Source organism: Acinetobacter sp. ANC_7634 (genome assembly GCF_056779875.1).
In genome coordinates this window covers 61319-76389 of sequence record NZ_JBWYIT010000005.1, presented here as the reverse complement: position 1 = coordinate 76389, position 15071 = coordinate 61319, and the positions used below count along the sequence as shown (strand labels likewise).

The following is a 15071-nucleotide window of genomic DNA, read 5'->3' as shown; positions in this document are numbered from 1 at the left end:
GAAATGCATAAAATACTATATATTTGAATATAGACTGTATTTAAGATGATTTATGAATTAATTCATAAGTTTGAAAGAAAAATGGTAGCAATATAACGTAAATCACATGTCCAAATTAAATTGATGAATATGACTTTATTTCATATATTTAGATTAATTATGTATATCTAGATTTTTTGACTATGAAAACTCAATTTAAAGCCTTGCTTACAGCGGGCTTACTCGCAACAGGTTTATCGTTCAGCGTATCTTCTCAAGCAGCACAACGTGATTTCCTGAATGTATCTTATGATGCGACTCGTGAATTTTATGATGAGTTTAATCAGTCATTTGGTCAATATTGGCAGTCAAGAACTGGAGTGAAAGTCAACTTTAAACAATCTCATGGTGGCTCAGGTAAACAAGCACGCTCTGTGGTTGATGGTTTGAAAGGCGACGTTGTCACCTTGGCATTGGCAAATGATATTGAAGAGATTGTAAAATCGGGTCAAATCAATAAAGGATGGCAAAAAGAGTTCCCTTATAACTCTGCACCTTATACATCAACCATTGTTTTTATGGTGCGTAAAGGTAACCCTAAAAAAATTCAGGATTGGCAAGATCTTGTTAAGCCGGGTGTAGAAATCATCACACCAAACCCTAAAACAGGTGGACTACCACGCTGGGTATATTTATCAGCTTGGGGTTATGCACTCAAACAACCAGGTGGTAATGAAGCGAAAGCAAAAGACTTTGTCGGCAAGATGTACCATAACGTCAAAGTGATGGACTCTGCGGCGCGCGCTTCTATGACGACATTTGCTGAGCGTAAAATTGGCGATGTGTTGCTCACTTGGGAAAATGAAGCACTGGTCACTCAAAAAGCCTTGGGCAAAGATCAGTTTGATATTGTTTATCCATCTATTTCGATTTTAACAGAGCCTTCTGTTGCCATCGTTGATCGTACTGTAGAGAAAAATGGCAATAAATGGTTGGCAACTGGCTATATTAACTATTTATATTCACCATTAGGTCAGGAGATGGCTGCTAAGCATTTCTATCGTCCGCGTAATGCTGAAGTGTTAGCAAAATACTCAAAACAATTTCCTAAGTTAAAAACATTCACCATTGATGAGGTTTTCGGTGGTTGGGCAAAAGCACAACAAGCACATTTTGTGAATGGTGCGATTTTTGATCAGATTTATAACAGCCGTCGTTAATATACCGAAGTAATTGAAATTCAATAAAAAAGCCTCTAAGTGAGGCTTTTTTATTTGAACATTCCAGTGAATGAAACGGTTTTGCCTATAGAAAGTAAAATTTACCTACAAAAAGTCGTTTGGAGCTTTATTAAAACAAGGTAATAATGTGCAGTTAAATTTTTAGATGTTCTGAAACGTTATTATGTCGCATATTTCTGTATTACTTCATGAAACTGTAGATGCTCTATTGGGTGGGCGTAATACAGGGATTTATGTAGATGGCACCTTTGGTCGAGGAGGTCATACTCGACTTCTCTTGTCCAAATTAGATGAACATTCTCGTGTCTATGCCTTTGATAAAGATCCGCAGGCTTTGGCTGTGGCTGCTCAGTTAGAACAAGAAGATCCAAGATTTACCATTATTCATGCAAGTTTTGCAGATATTAAAACAGCCTTAAATCAACGCGGTGTTGAAACTGTCGATGGTGTTATGGCAGATTTAGGTGTGTCATCACCACAACTTGATCAGGCCGAACGTGGTTTCAGCTTTATGAAAGACGGTCCACTGGATATGCGAATGGACAACTCTCAAGGCTTAACTGCAGCGCAATGGTTGGTTGAAGTTGATGAAGAGCATTTAGCGAATATTATTTTTCAGTATGGTGAAGAACGATATAGCCGCCGCATTGCGAAAGCGATTAAAGCAGCAGGTTATATTGAGACTACAGGTCAATTGGCTGAAATTGTAAAAGTTGCCCATCCGAAATGGGAAAAAAATAAGCATGCTGCGACACGTACATTCCAAGCAATTCGAATTGAAATCAATAAAGAATTAGAAGATGTGCATGCTTTTTTACCTGAAGCACTGGATATGCTTCATAATGGAGGTCGATTAGCGGTCATCAGTTTCCATTCCTTAGAAGATCGAATTATTAAACAATTTATTCAAAAAGAGTCGACTTTAGCTGAGGATGATGGTTGGGGCTTACCTCAGAAACCTAAAGAAACTCGTCGTTTGAAAAAAATTGATCGCGTACGTGCAAGTGAAGAAGAAGTGAAACAAAATCCGCGTTCTAGAAGTGCTTGGTTGCGAGTTGCAGAGCGAATAAATTTTAAAGGCGAATAATGAAAAAGGAAAAAGACGTAGAACAACAGGAACTGGTAGCAACGACCTTGGTGCGTAAAAAAATACTGATCTATAGCGTTTTAACCGCTATGGTCATGGTGAGCGCATTTATGGTGGTCTATCAGGTCTATTCTTATCGTCAAGATTTTCGTGAATTCAATACGCATATGCGTGAGCTTGAAGACATCAATGCTGAATGGGGTCGTCTACTTATTGAGCAACAGACATTTGGAGCGACTGCACAAATTGGGACACGTGCAGTGACACAATTACGTATGTATTCACCACCAACATCACAGACTGTGGTGATTTCACTTCCTGCTGAAACCGCGAAAAATCAATAGGCACGCTGAATGGTTGATAAAAGCAAAACAAAACAAACACGTAAAAAACAGCAGCCCATTACACAGAAAAGAACCGTTGCTGTAGATATGTGGCGTTTCTATTTAATGTGGGGCTTAGTCCTGACATTTTTTGTAGTATTGGTTGCACGTGCCTTTTATGTTCAAATTGTGAACAAAGACTTTTTGCAAAATAAAGCCAATGCCAAAATTTTACGTACTGAAAAATTAAGCGCGATGCGAGGGGTTATTAGCGACCGTAATGGCGTTCCCTTGGCTATTAGTACACCAATTATGAAGGTGGTGATTGATCCTCAACATTATTTTGAAACTAAAGCAACTTTTGATGAAATCACTGAAGAGTTAAAAAAGAATCCAACCAGCCGTAAATTAAAAAATCAGTTACCACAGGAAAACCTGAATTTAGATGAGCTAGCAGATGCAGTTGGGTTGGATCGAGCTGACCTCAAAAAGCGTGTTCAAGATCGAGCTCGTTCACGTTATTTAGTATTGAAAAAAGAAGTACCACCTGCTCAAGCGGCTCTGTTAGCACAACGTAATTTTGCTGGCGTATATTCTGAAAAATCATATAAACGTTATTACCCACAACCACAACCCAACTCTCAAATCATTGGTTTAACCAATACCGAGGGAACAGGGATTGAAGGTTTGGAGATGCAGCTGAATAAGCGGCTTGCAGGGGTCAATGGCGAACAGAAAATTGTACGTGATAAGCATGGAAACCGTGTTCAAGTTCCAGAAGTTATTAAAGAAGTTGAAGCTGGGGAAAATATTACACTGAGTATTGATTCTCGATTGCAATACATTATGTATCGAGAGCTTACCGCGGTGGGTGTGGCAAATAATGCACGTTCTGCTACAGCAATTGCGGTCGATGTCAAAACCGGTGAAATTCTAGCGATGACCAGTTGGCCGTCGTATAACCCGAATGATAAAAAAAGTTTATCCAATAAAGATGCAATGCGAAATCGCGGTGCAGTTGATTCGTTTGAACCAGGTTCGACGATGAAACCATTAACGGTGGCGATGGCGCTTGAAAGTGGTAAGTACACTGCAAACTCAGTCGTTAATACCACGCCAGGGTCGATGCGTGTCGGTAATCATACGATTCGTGATACACATAATTATGGAGCGCTTACTTTAGGTGGCATTATTCAAAAATCCTCCAACGTAGGTGTAGCGAAAATTGCCTTATCTTTGCCTTATCCGACTTTACCAACTTTCTATAAGCGTCTTGGTTTTGGACAGCGTTCGGCTGTCAAATTCCCTGGTGAAAGTCCAGGTCTGATCTTACCGCCAAGTAAATGGAATATTTCAGAAGTTGCAACCATGTCCTATGGATATGGTCTTAATGCCACGGTACTACAATTGGCAGACGCTTATGCCATGTTGGCAAACAAAGGGAAGAAAGTTCCTTTAAGTTTGTACAAGTTGGATGAAGCTCCTCAAGGTGAACAAATGATTGATCCTAAAATTGCGGATCAAGTCTTGTTAATGATGGAGACAGCAACATTACCAGGCGGTACAGCGACTCGTGCTCAAATACCAGGTTATCGCGTTGCAGGTAAAACGGGTACAGCACACAAATTACGTGCTGACCGTAAAGGTTATTCGACCAATGAATATCGAGCTTTATTTGCAGGTGTTGCACCTGTAAGTGATCCACGTTTGGCGATGGTCGTCGTGGTCGAAAATCCAAAAGGCACGTATTACGGTGGTACTGTCTCAGCACCTGTTTTCGCAAAAGTAATGCAGGAGTCGCTGAGACTGTTAAACGTACCATTGGATAAACCCTTAGATACTCCAAAATCCATTCCATAGGTGATGAATGTCGATTACATTTCAACAAATCTACGCTGTAGATCATCCAGCAGAATGGATGCAACAAGCATTTAATGGCTTCCAATTAGATAGTCGTAAAGTTGAAGCGGGACAAGTGTTTATTGCTTTGACCAGTCTTTCTCAACCTGAAAAAACTGCAGAATATGCACAGAAGGCACTGGATCTTGGTGCTTTGGCTATTATTTCAGAACAAGATTTAGGTTTAACGCCAAGTTTGATCGTTCCGAATGTGCGTATGCTCATGGGACAATGGCAGAAAGATTATTTGCAACAGACACAGCCAGTAAATCCACTTCGAGTATTGGCTGTCACGGGAACCAATGGTAAAACGACCATTTCAAGGCTTGTTGCAGAGCTACTGATGTTAAGTAAGTACCCATGTGCTGTGATGGGGACGACGGGGAATGGGATTTTACCTCACCTTGAAGCATCTACACATACTACGTTGGATGCATTGCATATGCAAAATCAATTGCATGCTTATGCTCAGCAGGGGGCTAAGTTTGCTGCTATTGAAGCAAGCTCCCATGGTCTTGAACAGGGGCGTCTCAATGGAACGCCAATTGAAGTTGCTGCTTACAGTAATTTAAGTCGCGATCATTTGGATTATCACAAGACTTTAGAGGCCTATGCTGAGGCAAAATCACGCTTATTTCAGTTTGAGAGTCTTAAAGTTGCAATTATCAATATCGATGATGCTTACGCAAATATCATGCTCAAAGCGGCGGAGCAAAATCCAGTAAAACCTAAAATTTTGACTTATTCCACCACTCGACCCGCGGATTACCGTGTTGAAGAGATTCAATATAGTTTAGACGGTGTTCATTTTAAATTGGTGACCAAGACCCAAAGCTATTTAGTGAATAGTCCGTTATTAGGTCACTTTAATATTGAAAATGTTGTTGCGAGCTTAATCTCTGTTGAACAGGCGGGTTTAGATTTATCTCAGTTAGTCGCTTTAGTTCCTCAGTTAAAAGGTGCACCAGGGCGTATGCAAGTGTTGCGTGATCGAGATCGTTTGTTTGTCGTGGATTATGCGCACACTCCTGATGCATTAATTCAGGTTCTTCAAACATTAAAACGTCATGTTTCACAGCAATTATGGGCTGTGTTTGGGTGCGGTGGTGATCGCGATCGCGGTAAACGACCATTAATGACACAGGCTGCTTTAGATCATGCAGATGTTGTATTGCTTACCTCAGATAATCCACGTACTGAAAACCCAGAACAAATTTTTGCTGACATGAAGGCTGGAATTGAATTTTTGGACAGAGAGGTTCATGAAATTCATGATCGTCGTGAAGCGATTAAGTTTGTAGTGAAAACAGCAAAAGCAGGTGACATTGTTGTGATTGCAGGCAAAGGCCACGAAAATTATCAAGAGATTGATGGTGTTCGTCATTGGTTTGATGATGTGGTAGAAGTCCAAGCAGCCATTAAGGGTCAGCATGCGACTAAGCCAGCATCTTATCCAGCAGACTAAGGAATCATTATGCACACATCTACTACAAGTACTGCGACACTTGTCCCATGGACTTTGTCTGATCTTGTTGCTGCTACTCAAGGGTATTGGTTGAATGATAAAAAACCGACTGGAGAAGTAAAGCGTATTTTGACAGACTCACGTCATGCGGAGTCGGGGGATGCTTTTTTAGCCCTGAAAGGTGAGCGTTTTGATGCGCATGAGTTTGTTCAACAAGTGGCTGAAAGAGGCTGTCAGATTGCGATTGTTGAGCGGCCTTTAGACATTGATATTTGTCAGTTGGTGGTAACAGATACGAGATTAGCATTAGGTATGCTTGGTGCATTTCGTCGCGCTCAACATGCGCAATTAAAAGTTATCGCACTGACTGGTAGTAGCGGCAAAACCACGACTAAAGAAATGCTTGGTAGTATTCTTGCTCGCAAAGCACCGACATTGATCACGCGAGGTAATCTCAATAATGATCTGGGTGTGCCTATGATGCTATTAGAGCTTCGACCAGATCATGAATATGCAGTGATGGAGCTTGGAGCAAGTCATCAAGGAGAAATTCACTATACCTCGAAGCTCGTTCAACCTCATGTTGCGGGTATTATTAATATTGGTACGGCTCATCTTGGTGAGTTCGGTGGGCGTGACGGAATTTGTAAAGCTAAATCTGAAATCTATGGTCATGTTTCAGAAACTTCGATCGTGCCAGCAGCTGATGATTATATAGACCAGATCCGTCAAAGTGTAAAAACAACAAAAACCTTAAGTTTTGGAGAAAGTGGCGATGTCTATGCTTCAGATATTCAGCTGAATCCACAGAGTGTTCAATTTAAATTACATACGCCTGTAGGTGTCCAACCTGTGGATTTACCTTTTGCTGGTGAGCATAATGTTCAAAATGCTTTGGCTGCTGCTGCATTTGCATTGTCATTAAATATCAGCTTGGATGATATTGTCACGGGTTTAGAACAAGCTGTGGGTGCAAAGGGGCGTTTGAATTTTATTCAAAAAAATGATTTTTTATTTATCGATGATACATACAATGCCAATCCGACGTCGATGCGTGCAGCGGGTGAAGTGCTTGCACAGCAAGAAGGTATTCGTGTCATGGTGATTGGGGATATTGGTGAGTTAGGTCCGACTGCTGCTCAACAACATTATTTACTCGGGCGAGATTTGGTTTCGATTCGCGGACTCAACTTTGTCGTTGCTGTTGGTGAGTTTGCACCAGCAACACAGGAAGGTGCACGTAGTACTCAGTACGGGAAAAAGTTACAAGCTTTCCTCAATCAAGAGCAAGCTCTACCATTTTTAATTAGTCTAATCGAAACACATCAACCGCAAAAAATGAGTTTCTTATTCAAAGGTTCTCGTTATACCCATATGGAAACGTTGATGGCAGATTTGATGGAGAAACTCTAAATGCTGTTATGGTTATTTGAACAACTTTCCGGCTATCACAGCTCGTTCCAAGTGGTTCGTTATTTAACATTACGTGCGCTGCTCAGTGTCTTGACAGCACTCACGATAGGCCTAGTTCTTGGTCCTGTCATGATCCGTAAGTTACAAGCTTTAAAATATGGCCAAGCGGTAAGTTCTTTCGCTCCGGAAAACCATGCCAAAAAAATGGGAACACCAACCATGGGTGGTCTCCTTATTTTGCTTTCTATTGGGATTTCAACTTTACTTTGGGCAGATCTTTCAAACCCTTATGTTTGGATTGTGCTTGGCGTGATGGTGATATTTGGCGCCGTAGGTTGGGCGGATGATTGGATTAAAATCCGTTATAAAGACAATGCAGGTTTGCCAGCGCGTAAGAAGTTTTTTTGGACATCTGTCGCTTCTTTGGGTGCAGGGATATCACTCTACGTAATTGCGACTCAGCAAACTAATCCTGTACACACTGCGAATATGTTGGATTTGCTGATCCCTTTCTTTAAAGATCTTACAATTCCTTTATCGGTAATCCCTTTAGGGATCGGTTTTATCATATTCACTTATTTAGTGATTAACGGTGCGTCGAATGCTGTTAACCTGACTGACGGTTTAGATGGTCTTGCAATTATGCCAATTGTATTGGTTGCGGCGGGCCTAGGGGTGTTTGCTTATTTGGCGGGTGATGTTCGTTTTGCAAATTATTTACATATTCCCTATGTGAAATATTCATCTGAACTCGTTGTTATTTGTGCTGCAATGATAGGTGCAGGTTTAGCATTCCTTTGGTATAACGCGCATCCTGCACAAGTATTTATGGGTGATGTTGGTGCCTTGTCGCTTGGAGCGATGCTGGGAACTATTGCGGTGATGGTACGTCAGGAAATTGTATTTGCAATTATGGCGGGTGTATTTGTAGTCGAAGCAGTCTCTGTATTCTTACAAATCGGTTCGCTTCGTATGCGAAATAAACGTGTTTTCCTTATGGCGCCGTTACATCATCACTATGAAAAGAAAGGATGGCGTGAAACACAGGTGGTCATCCGTTTCTGGATTATCACAATTATGCTAGTAGTTTTAGGTCTAATGACCTTAAAATTGCGCTAAGCAAGAATCAAATGAGATCAAGTCGGCTTATGCCGACTTTTTTTCATCGCTAAAATTTTTTGGAGAAAATGATGAATCTGTTGATGTGTCCTGTTTGTCGCGAGGCATTGGCGCTTGAGGGGAAAACATGGCGCTGCAAGAGTAATCATAGTTACGATATTGCAAAGCAAGGTTATGTGAATTTGCATGTCGTACAGCATAAACATAGTAAAAATCCAGGGGATACCCCTGAGTCTGTTCAAGCTAGACGGTCGTTTTTATCAGCGGGATTTTATGCGCCATTACAGCAAGCTGTCGTTGCTAAAATCCGAGAATTACGTATTGAAAATCTTTTAGATATTGGTTGCGGTGAAGGATATTACACCAATGCAATGGAAGCTGAAGCGATACAAGTTGTGGGGGTGGATATTGCTAAAACTGCAGTTCAGGTAGCAGCAAAATTAAATCAAAATGTCACTTGGGTTGTGGGTACGGGGGCTGTGTTGCCTGTTTTAAGCGAGACCATCGATTTATGTACCAGTTTATTTAGTCCTATTCCCGAGGCGGAAATATTACGTGTATTAAAATCATCGGGGTATTTAATGGTTGTTACCCCAGGTCCACAACATTTATATAAAATGCGAGAAGCACTATTTGAAGAAGTTAAGGCACATGAGCCACATAAATTTGTAGCACAGTTGAGCGAGCACTTTGAGTTAATTGATGAAAGCTTAATTCAGGCACCATTGGTGTTGAACCAAAATGACCTAAAGTTTCTTATCGCAATGACGCCATATGCTTATAAGGCCAAACCTGAACGGCGTGAGCAATTAGAGCAAGTTGAAAAATTTGAACTGAGTGCAGAGTTTCAGATCTATATTTTAAAAAAGAAAAGTTAAAAGAAGCCCTCTTTTAGAGGGCTTTATTTTGGTTATTGAACTTGATTAATCAAATTTTCGATTGAATCTCGTTTAACTTGTGGTGTTGAATTCATATCCGGTGGTGTCGACGACGTCGGCGTTAACGGTTGATCGTTATCTGGTAGATCATCAAAATCGCGATCATTCGTTGGTGCTACCACTGGAGCAGGGCGATAAATTGGACGAGCTAAAGGTGGAGTTTTATCTTTTTGCTCATGGTTTAATGTATGTACACGACCACGTTGTTCTCGAGTTAAAGGAGCTTTTGCATTTTTATCTAAACTTACCCAAGCATATGGTGTATTGGCAAGAGACTTCTCCATAAAGTCACTCCAAATTGGAAGAGCAGCGATCCCCCCATATTCACGACGACCTAGCGTAGTCGGTTGGTCGAAACCTACCCATGAAACTGCGACTAAATTGCCGTTAAAGCCAGCGAACCAAGCATCTTTTGCATCATTGGTTGTTCCTGTTTTACCTCCTAAATCACCACGACCAATTTTTAATGCTGCGCGACCAGTACCATGCTGAATTACGTCTCGTAAAATATTCGCCATATCAAATGCTGAGCTGGATTTTAAAATTCGATGTGCTTGACGATATTGGCTGCGCTCTTCATCAGTTAAAGTGGGTTGCTTATCCTCTAAAGACTGATTGGTAACTTCAATAATTTCGTCGTCTGGTGTTGTTGCTTCAGCAGAGGTTGTATCTTGCTTCTGAGATTTAATACATGAAATACATGCGTATTCTGGATTGGCTTGATAAATCACTTTGCCGTAAGCATCCTCAATACGACTAATGAAGTGAGGTTGCACGCGGAAACCGCCATTGGCAATTGCGGCATAGCCTGTTGCCATTTGAACAGGGAGTACTTGAGGTGTTCCTAATGCAATCGTGTAGTTACGTGGAATCTGATCATCCTGCAAACCAAAATCCATAAACAATTGGCGAGTACGTTCTAGACCGACTGTTTGTAAAAGGCGAACAGAGACAGTATTACGTGACAAATATAAAGCGCGACGTAATGGAATCATCCCCAAATAGCGCCCATCAGAATTGCGTGGTGACCATTTACCAATGGTAATGGGATTATCACTAACCATGGTATGCGGCGTCATACCTCGTTCAAGTGCAAGCGAGTAGACAAATGGTTTGATAATAGAGCCAGGTTGACGCCAACCTTGCAGTGCACGGTTAAATTTCGATTGATAAAAATTATATCCACCAACGATCGCGACAATTGAGCCATCATTTGGGTTAAGTGCAATTAACTGACCTTGTACACGAGGCACCTGTACCAAGGACCACATACTACGATTTTGATTTGGACGTAGACGAACAATATCTTTGACTTTTACAATTTGTGAGGCATTGCTCGGTGCACCACCCACACTATTGGCATTGCGATAGCGTCTCGCCCAAGACATGCCAGACCAAGGAACAGTGACTGATGAACCATCTTGTAAAGTTGCTTCAAAAGAATTACTTAAAACTTTAGTGACTTCAGCAGGATAGGTGTTTGCAAATGGTACAAAGTCTTTTAAGGGTTTGTCATGGGCTTCTGGGCCACGCCATCCATGACGACGGTCATAACTTTCTAAACCAACACGAACTGCTTCTTCGGCAAAGGCTTGACGATTGTAATCAATAGTGGTGTAAACCTTATATCCTGAATCGATCGCGAGATCGCCAAATTTTTTGACGAGTTCAGAACGAACCATTTCACCGACATAAGGGAATTTATTGTTAATACCGCGATCAGGCATGTCCAAAGCGATAGGCTCTGATACTGCATCTTCATATTCAATTTGACTAATATAACCCAACTGTAGCATACGACCTAAAATCCAATTGCGACGTTCTAACGCACGTTCAGGATTGGCCACAGGATTATACTTAGAGGGTGCTTTAGGTAATCCTGCAATCATTGCCATTTGGGCAATTGAAAGATCGTCTAAATTCTTGTTGTAATAAATTTTTGCTGCTGCGGCGATGCCATAAGCATTTTTACCGAGGAAAATTTTATTGACGTAGAGAGTAAGAATTTCTTCTTTTGATAATTTTTGTTCAATTTTACGTGCTAAGAAAATTTCGGTGAGTTTGCGCTTGAGAGTTCGTTCTGGTGTTAAATAATAGTTTTTTGCCACCTGCATGGTAATTGTAGAACCACCAGTTTGAATGTCAGAACCCGTGATCGATTCACTGACTGCACGTCCTAAACTTTTAAAACTAATACCGCTATGCTCAAAAAAAGAAGAGTCTTCTGCAGCTAAAAAAGCATGAATAAAATCTTGTGGGATTTGCTCATATTCAACTGGAACAGAAAGTTTGCCACCATATTCTGCGATTAATTGGTTATCTGCTGTATAAACTTGCAGCGGTTTTAATAATGGAGCCTTCTTAAAAGCAGTCATCTCTGGCAAAGATGGTGCAATATAGAGATACATTCCATAAAAGCCCATTGGAATTGTGACTAAGATAATGATAATCAGCAAAAAAAAAGGGTGAATCTGTCCACAACAAGATAGCTTTTTCATAACAAGTAAGTTTTAATAGGTGCTAAAGGCAAACTAATAGAAGGTCAGTATAGCTTCTCATTTAACAGAATGTTAGTTGAGTTATTATATCCGCAAAAAAATTAGACCAAGTGTAGTTAGTTTGTATTGTGCTGTTGTTGGGGACAAAAAAATAATAGGAATTGCATTGTGCTTAGACTATATCGTAAGCCAAATAAGGGGTTAGTGGGGGTAGATGTTAGTTCGACCTCTGTTAAGCTATTAGAGCTATCAGTTAAAAACGGTCGCTATTGGGTTGAAAGTTACGGGTTAAGTCCATTGGTTGATGGGAGTGTTGTTGAAAAAAACATCCTCAATCAGGATAACGTGGCTGATGCTTTAGAGCGCGCGATTAATATTGCAAATCCGCAATCGACGAATGCTGCTTTTGCGGTACCTACATCTATGGTGATTCACAAGGTCATCGAGATGGATGCCGACATGAGCGATGATGAGCGTGAAGTTCAGATTCGTATGGATGCTGAGCAATATATCCCATTCCCACTTGACGAAGTCAGTTTAGACTTTGAAGTGCTTCCTGAGCGATTAAACAATCCAAACAGAGTGAACGTTCTACTCGTTGCGACACGTACTGAAAACGTGGACTCTCGTATTGAAGTATTGGATTTGGTCGGCCTTACCCCAAAAGTTGCCGATGTTGAAAGCTATGCACTGGAACGTAGTTTTGAAGTCTTTGCAGATACATTGCCGATTGGTGCAAATCTTGTTGGCGTTCTTGATATTGGTCATACCATGACGACTTTATCAGTCATGCAAAATGGCAAAATTATTTACACGCGCGAACAAGTGTTTGGCGGTAAGCAATTGACTCAAGATGTGCAAAATCGTTATGGCTTATCTTATGATGAAGCTGGGCGTGCTAAAAAAGACAACACCTTACCAGATGACTTTGAAACAGAAGTTTTAATGCCATTCCTTGATGCAGTGATTCAACAAGCAGCGCGTTCATTACAGTTCTTTTTCTCTTCTTCTCAATTTAACGAGATTGATCATATTTTATTGGCGGGTGGTAATGCCAATATCCCAGGTCTTGCAAAAATGATGCAACAAAAATTGGGATATCGCGTCACTATTGCTAATCCATTTTTACAAATGGGCTTTTCTCCTCAAATCGACCTGAAAAAAATAGAAAATGATGCACCATCATTATTGGTGGCGTGTGGCTTGGCATTGAGGAGTTTTGATTAATGGCTAAAATTAATTTACTCCCTTGGCGCGAAGAGCTAAGAGAACAGCGAAAAAAGCAATTTGTTTATATCTGTATCGCAGTGGTATTACTTGCGATTTTATCGGTTTTAGCAGCTTGGTTCTTCTTGAATCATAAATTGCAAGACCAAGAACAAGCAAACCAACTTATTGTAAGCACCAATCAAAGTTTAGACGTTCAATTAAAATCCTTGGAAGGATTGCAAGAACGTCGAAATGCAGTGATTGAGCGGATGAAACTGATTCAAGGTCTTGAAGGTCAACGACCTGTTACTGTGCGTTTAGTAGATGAATTGGTACGTGTTGTTCCTGAAACAGTGTATCTGACGAAATTTACCCGTACTGGTAATAAATTTACCATCGAAGGTAAAGCTGAAAGTCCGAATGCGGTAGCAGAGTTATTACGTGGTTTAGAAGCTTCCCAGTGGTACCGAAATGCATTTATGAATTCATTCTTGGCTGCCCCAGAAGTGAAGGAAAAAGCACCAAGTTCGGTAATCCCTCGAGTTGAAGAGTCTTACGGTACATTTATCGTGACTGTCGACTTGGGTGCAATTGCTCAACCGACATCAGAGATGGACGCGAATAATGTGGGAGGTGCACCATGAGTCGTAGTGATTTAAATGATTTTGATTCAGATGTCACTGTACCTAAAAAGAAGTCCATGACTGTTGAAAAGTTCTTTCAGCAATTTAATACTTTGGACTCCAATAACTACGGTAGTTGGCCACTGTCTGTAAAAATTACCTGTTGGATTTTTATTTTCCTATTTGTTTGTGCTATTGGTTACTTTTTGGTGATTAAACCAAAACTTGAATCCATTGATCTTGCTAAAGCACAAGAGGCAAATTTACTGACAGAGTTTAAAGAAAAGGATTCTAAGCTCCGTAATTTGCAGCAATACCAAGCACAGTTGCAACAAATGGAAATGAATTTCAATGAGCAATTACAACAATTGCCAAAAGAAACAGAAATTCCAAGTTTAGTTGAGGACATCAACTTAACAGGTGTGAATTCAGGGCTCAAATTTAAAAATATCCGTCTCGAAAATGAAGTGGCTCAAGAATTCTTCATTGAGCAGCCAATTTCGATAGAAACGACAGGTGATTATCATTCATTTGGGCGTTTTGTGAGTGGAATTGCGTCTTTACCGCGTATCGTGACCTTACATGATTTTGTGATTACAGCGACGCCAAGTACAGATAAAAAATCTGATATTCCACTGATCAATTATTCATTAAAAGCCAAAACATATCGTTATGTTGCATCGACTGAAGATACGGTAGGTTCAGCGGTTGTTCCACCAGCTGATATGCCAGCAGGAGGACAATAATGAAATCATTTAAGCTTTTGTGCGGATTAATTATTGCAACGACTTTGGTGGGATGTGATTCGCGTATTGATGCGGTCAATCAAGAAATGGCGAATATTCGTAGCCAGCCGCCTTTACCCATAGAACCGGCACCTGTATTTAATCCAGTTCCAAATTTTCTTTACTCGGCACATCAACTTCGAAGTCCATTCTTGCCAAACTCATTGGCAACAGAGCTAAGAATCATGTCGGGTAAACGTGTTTATCCTAATTTTAATCGTCAACCACAGCCTTTAGAAAGCTATGCATTGGAAACGTTAAACTTCAAAGGAAGTTTAAAACGTAACAATGGCCAGATTCTCGCTTTGATTCAAACCCCTGATGGTGAGATTGAGCGTGTGCAACGTGGTAATTACATGGGGATGAACCAAGGGCGCATCGTGAAGATAACGCCGACTCAAATCGATCTGATTGAAATTGTTTCAGATGGTCGAGATGGTTATATCGAAAGACCGAGAAGCTTAGTGTTGCTTGGGCCTGTTGGTTAAGACG

General features: G+C 40.7%; 13 protein-coding genes. 12 read left to right on the top strand and 1 reads right to left on the bottom strand.

Annotation, left to right across the window (positions count from 1 at the left end):
* Positions 1–182 precede the first annotated feature (182 nt).
* The 8 genes from AC1M9A_RS07240 to AC1M9A_RS07205 all read left to right on the top strand — a co-directional run bounded on the left by AC1M9A_RS07240 (position 183) and on the right by AC1M9A_RS07205 (position 9404).
* Positions 183–1199 (top strand): sulfate ABC transporter substrate-binding protein, encoded by a 1017-nt coding sequence (locus tag AC1M9A_RS07240; RefSeq protein WP_481609949.1) that lies wholly within the window; start codon positions 183–185, stop codon positions 1197–1199.
* Positions 1200–1383: 184 nt separating this feature from the next.
* Entirely contained in the window at positions 1384–2307 is a 924-nt protein-coding gene (rsmH, locus tag AC1M9A_RS07235) for a 16S rRNA (cytosine(1402)-N(4))-methyltransferase RsmH (protein ID WP_481591473.1), read from the top strand.
* A complete protein-coding gene (ftsL, locus tag AC1M9A_RS07230) occupies positions 2307–2651 on the top strand; it encodes a cell division protein FtsL (protein WP_092767285.1) in 345 nt (114 codons plus the stop codon). The genes rsmH and ftsL overlap by 1 nt, the downstream gene beginning before the upstream one ends.
* A gap of 9 nt (positions 2652–2660) precedes the next feature.
* Positions 2661–4490 carry a penicillin-binding protein PBP3 gene (gene ftsI / locus AC1M9A_RS07225; RefSeq protein WP_035263956.1) on the top strand — a complete coding sequence of 610 codons (1830 nt, stop codon included), beginning with the start codon at positions 2661–2663 and terminating at the stop codon, positions 4488–4490.
* Positions 4491–4497: 7 nt separating this feature from the next.
* Complete coding sequence (locus tag AC1M9A_RS07220) at positions 4498–5994, top strand: UDP-N-acetylmuramoyl-L-alanyl-D-glutamate--2,6-diaminopimelate ligase (protein WP_481609948.1); 1497 nt, start codon at positions 4498–4500, stop codon at positions 5992–5994.
* A 9-nt stretch (positions 5995–6003) separates the two neighbouring features.
* Entirely contained in the window at positions 6004–7407 is a 1404-nt protein-coding gene (locus AC1M9A_RS07215; protein WP_481609947.1) for a UDP-N-acetylmuramoyl-tripeptide--D-alanyl-D-alanine ligase, read from the top strand.
* Positions 7408–8526: a phospho-N-acetylmuramoyl-pentapeptide-transferase gene (mraY, locus tag AC1M9A_RS07210; protein ID WP_092767279.1), complete on the top strand. Its 1119-nt coding sequence runs from the start codon at positions 7408–7410 to the stop codon at positions 8524–8526. It begins immediately after the preceding gene.
* Between the two features lie 71 nt (positions 8527–8597).
* The gene (locus tag AC1M9A_RS07205; protein WP_481609946.1) at positions 8598–9404 is read left to right on the top strand and encodes a putative RNA methyltransferase; all 807 of its coding nucleotides are present in this window, start codon (positions 8598–8600) and stop codon (positions 9402–9404) included.
* A 32-nt stretch (positions 9405–9436) separates the two neighbouring features.
* Here the strand turns inward: AC1M9A_RS07205 and ponA are convergent, their stop codons facing one another.
* On the bottom strand, positions 9437–11962 hold the full coding sequence (gene ponA / locus AC1M9A_RS07200) for a penicillin-binding protein PBP1a (protein ID WP_481596116.1): 2526 nt from the start codon (positions 11960–11962) through the stop codon (positions 9437–9439).
* Positions 11963–12130: 168 nt separating this feature from the next.
* Here ponA and AC1M9A_RS07195 point away from each other — a divergent pair, with 168 nt between their 5' ends.
* From AC1M9A_RS07195 to AC1M9A_RS07180, 4 genes are read left to right on the top strand one after another with little or no spacing between them, the layout of a single operon-like run.
* Entirely contained in the window at positions 12131–13189 is a 1059-nt protein-coding gene (locus AC1M9A_RS07195; protein WP_035263966.1) for a pilus assembly protein PilM, read from the top strand.
* Entirely contained in the window at positions 13189–13815 is a 627-nt protein-coding gene (locus tag AC1M9A_RS07190; RefSeq protein ID WP_035263969.1) for a PilN domain-containing protein, read from the top strand. Before AC1M9A_RS07195 ends, AC1M9A_RS07190 begins: the two co-directional genes overlap by 1 nt.
* Complete coding sequence (locus AC1M9A_RS07185) at positions 13812–14540, top strand: type IV pilus inner membrane component PilO (protein ID WP_481608945.1); 729 nt, start codon at positions 13812–13814, stop codon at positions 14538–14540. Before AC1M9A_RS07190 ends, AC1M9A_RS07185 begins: the two co-directional genes overlap by 4 nt.
* Positions 14540–15067, top strand: coding sequence for a pilus assembly protein PilP (locus AC1M9A_RS07180; RefSeq protein ID WP_481589152.1), 528 nt, complete (start codon positions 14540–14542; stop codon positions 15065–15067). The genes AC1M9A_RS07185 and AC1M9A_RS07180 overlap by 1 nt, the downstream gene beginning before the upstream one ends.
* Positions 15068–15071: the final 4 nt, after the last annotated feature.